This window comes from Mongoliibacter ruber, from assembly GCF_003003005.1.
Taxonomy (GTDB): Bacteria; Bacteroidota; Bacteroidia; order Cytophagales; family Cyclobacteriaceae; genus Mongoliibacter; species Mongoliibacter ruber.
Map to the genome: position 1 here is coordinate 1,844 of NZ_PVTR01000030.1, position 3,236 is coordinate 5,079.

Consider the following 3,236-nt stretch of genomic DNA (forward strand, 5'->3'; position numbering starts at 1 on the left):
CTTTATTACAGAGATGTGATATTGCTGATGAATAAGGCGCGCTGCACATTTGCAAAAGGGTGTGCGGTGTGAGTAAGTGAACAAGGGCGTACGGGGGATGCCTAGGCTCCCAGAGGCGAAGAAGGACGTGCCAAGCTGCGAAAAGCCACGGGGATCCGCAAGGGGACTTGATCCGTGGATGTCCGAATGGGGCAACCCACCTGTATTTATACGGGTATACCGCAAGGTAGGCAAACCTGCTGAACTGAAACATCTAAGTAAGCAGAGGAGGAGAAAACAACAGTGATTCCGTAAGTAGTGGCGAGCGAAAGCGGATTAGCCCAAACCGTTTATGTTACGGCATGAGCGGGGTAATAGGACCTGCATAATTGTAATGAATGTGACCTGAGCAGTCTGGGAAGGCTGACCGGAGAGGGTGACAGTCCCGTATGGGAAGCATGAATTACGAGGCGGGTATCCTGAGTAGGCCGGGACAGGAGAAATCCCGGTTGAATTCGCCGGCACCATCCGGTAAGGCTAAATACTCCTGGGAGACCGATAGTGAACAAGTACCGTGAGGGAAAGGTGAAAAGTACCGTGAATAACGGGGTGAAATAGAACCTGAAACCGTACGCTTACAAGCGGTCGGAGTCCTGATGAAATTCGGGATGACGGCGTGCCTTTTGCATAATGAGCCTACGAGTTACTCCTCACTGGCGAGGTTAAGGATATGGATGTCCGCAGCCGGAGCGAAAGCGAGTCTGAACAGGGCGTTGAGTCAGTGGGGGTAGACGCGAAACTTTGTGATCTACCCATGGACAGGTTGAAGTACTGGTAACACAGTATGGAGGACCGAACCGATAAACGTTGAAAAGTTTCCGGATGATCTGTGGGTAGGGGTGAAAGGCCAATCAAACTGAGAAATAGCTCGTACTCCCCGAAATGTTTTTAGGAACAGCGTCGTGTAATGTATGAAGGAGGTAGAGCTACCGATAGGACTAGGGGGAGTCACATCCTACCAAATCCTGACGAACTCCGAATGCCTTTATACAGTAGCGGCAGTGAGGGCTTGGGTGCTAAGGTCCGAGTCCGAGAGGGAAAGAACCCAGACCTACCGCTAAGGTCCCAAAATTTACACTAAGTTGAACAAAGGTGGTCCAGCTGCAGAGACAGCCAGGAGGTTAGCTTGGAAGCAGCTATTCCTTTAAAGAGTGCGTAACAGCTCACTGGTCGAGCGGCAGGGCGTCGATAATAATCGGGCATCAAGTGTAATACCGAAGCGTAGGATTGATATTTATATCGATGGTAGGGGAGCATTCCAATTACCGGTGAATGTGCATGGCGATGTGCACTGGAGGATTTGGAAAAGCAAATGTAGGCATAAGTAACGATAATGCGGGCGAGAAACCCGCACACCGATAGACCAAGGTTTCCTGATCAACGCTAATCGGATCAGGGTCAGTCGGGACCTAAGGATAACCCGAGAGGGGATTCCGATGGCAAACGGGTTAATATTCCCGTACTTTACATACAGGTGACGGAGTGACGGAGTAGTGAAAGGACCGCGCGGTGACGGAATACCGCGTTAAAGGGTGTAGGTATTGGATTTGTAGTTAAATGCGCAGATCCAGCTGAACCTGACAGTACCGCAATCTTTCGGGAGCGCGGATAGTGTCCCTAAAAGCTTCCAAGAAAAACTTCTAGCGATAAGAGTATGTAGACCCGTACCGCAAACCGACACAGGTGGTCAAGGAGAGAATCCTGAGGTGCTCGAGTGAATCATGGCTAAGGAACTCGGCAAAATGGCCCTGTAACTTCGGGAGAAGGGGCGCCCTCTGTAATGGGGGGCCGCAGTGAAAAGGCCCAGGCGACTGTTTAGCAAAAACACATGGCTTTGCGAAATCGAGAGATGAAGTATAAGGCCTGACACCTGCCCGGTGCCGGAAGGTTAAGAGGGGATGTTATCGTAAGAGAAGCATTGAATTGAAGCCCCGGTAAACGGCGGCCGTAACTATAACGGTCCTAAGGTAGCGAAATTCCTTGTCGGGTAAGTTCCGACCTGCACGAATGGTGTAACGATCTGGGCGCTGTCTCAGCCATGAGCTCGGTGAAATTGTAGTCGCGGTGAAGATGCCGCGTACCCGCAACGGGACGGAAAGACCCCATGAACCTTTACTGCAGCTTAGCATTGGTATCGGGTAAACGATGTGTAGGATAGGCGGGAGACTGCGAATCTGTGTCGCCAGGCATGGAGGAGTCGCTGTTGAAATACCGCCCTTTGTTTGCCTGGTATCTAACCCCGTCTTACGGGGGACATTGCTTGGTGGGTAGTTTGACTGGGGTGGTCGCCTCCAAAAGGATAACGGAGGCTTCCAAAGGTTCCCTCAGCACGCTTGGTAACCGTGCGCGGAGTGCAATAGCATAAGGGAGCTTGACTGTAAGGCCTACAAGCCGAGCAGGGTGGAAACACGGGTATAGTGATCCGGCGGTACTGTATGGAAAGGCCGTCGCTCAAAGGATAAAAGGTACTCTGGGGATAACAGGCTGATCTCCCCCAAGAGCTCATATCGACGGGGAGGTTTGGCACCTCGATGTCGGCTCGTCACATCCTGGGGCTGGAGAAGGTCCCAAGGGTTGGGCTGTTCGCCCATTAAAGTGGCACGCGAGCTGGGTTCAGAACGTCGTGAGACAGTTCGGTCCCTATCTGTTGCGGGCGTGGGAAGTTTGAGGAGTTCTGACCTTAGTACGAGAGGACCGGGTTGGACCGACCGCTGGTGTACCGGTTGTGGTGCCAACTGCACTGCCGGGTAGCTACGTCGGGCAGGGATAAGCGCTGAAAGCATCTAAGTGCGAAACCCCCTCCGAGATGAGACTTCCAAACAGGGCCGTCAGAGACGATGACGTCGATAGGCTGCAGGTGTAAAGTCAGCAATGACAAAGCCGAGCAGTACTAATAGCCCGAAAGCTTGCCATGCCTTAGGCTGTTGCATTTTCTGCGAAACATATCAATTGTCTGGAATCTTGAAGCGAGAGCCGAGAGATTAGACCGGCAAAGAACATAAGATATTAAGAGATAAGAACGGAATACGGAAGACAGAGTCTAATGTCTCGCTTCGCGTATCTATAATTCTCAAAGATTTTGGCGGCCTCGCGCAGGGGTTCCACCTCTTCCCATCCCGAACAGAGAAGTTAAGCCCTGCAGCGCCGATGGTACTGGGGTTACACCCGGGAGAGTAGGTCGCCGCCTCATTTATACA

Annotated in this window: 2 rRNA genes; both read left to right on the forward strand. The window is 51.9% G+C overall.

The features are described 5' to 3' along the window. The first annotated feature begins 70 nt into the window (after nt 1–70). A 23S ribosomal RNA gene (locus CLW00_RS21025) occupies nt 71–2,953 on the forward strand. A gap of 164 nt (nt 2,954–3,117) precedes the next feature. Then, a 5S ribosomal RNA gene (gene rrf / locus CLW00_RS21030) occupies nt 3,118–3,229 on the forward strand. Nucleotides 3,230–3,236: the final 7 nt, after the last annotated feature.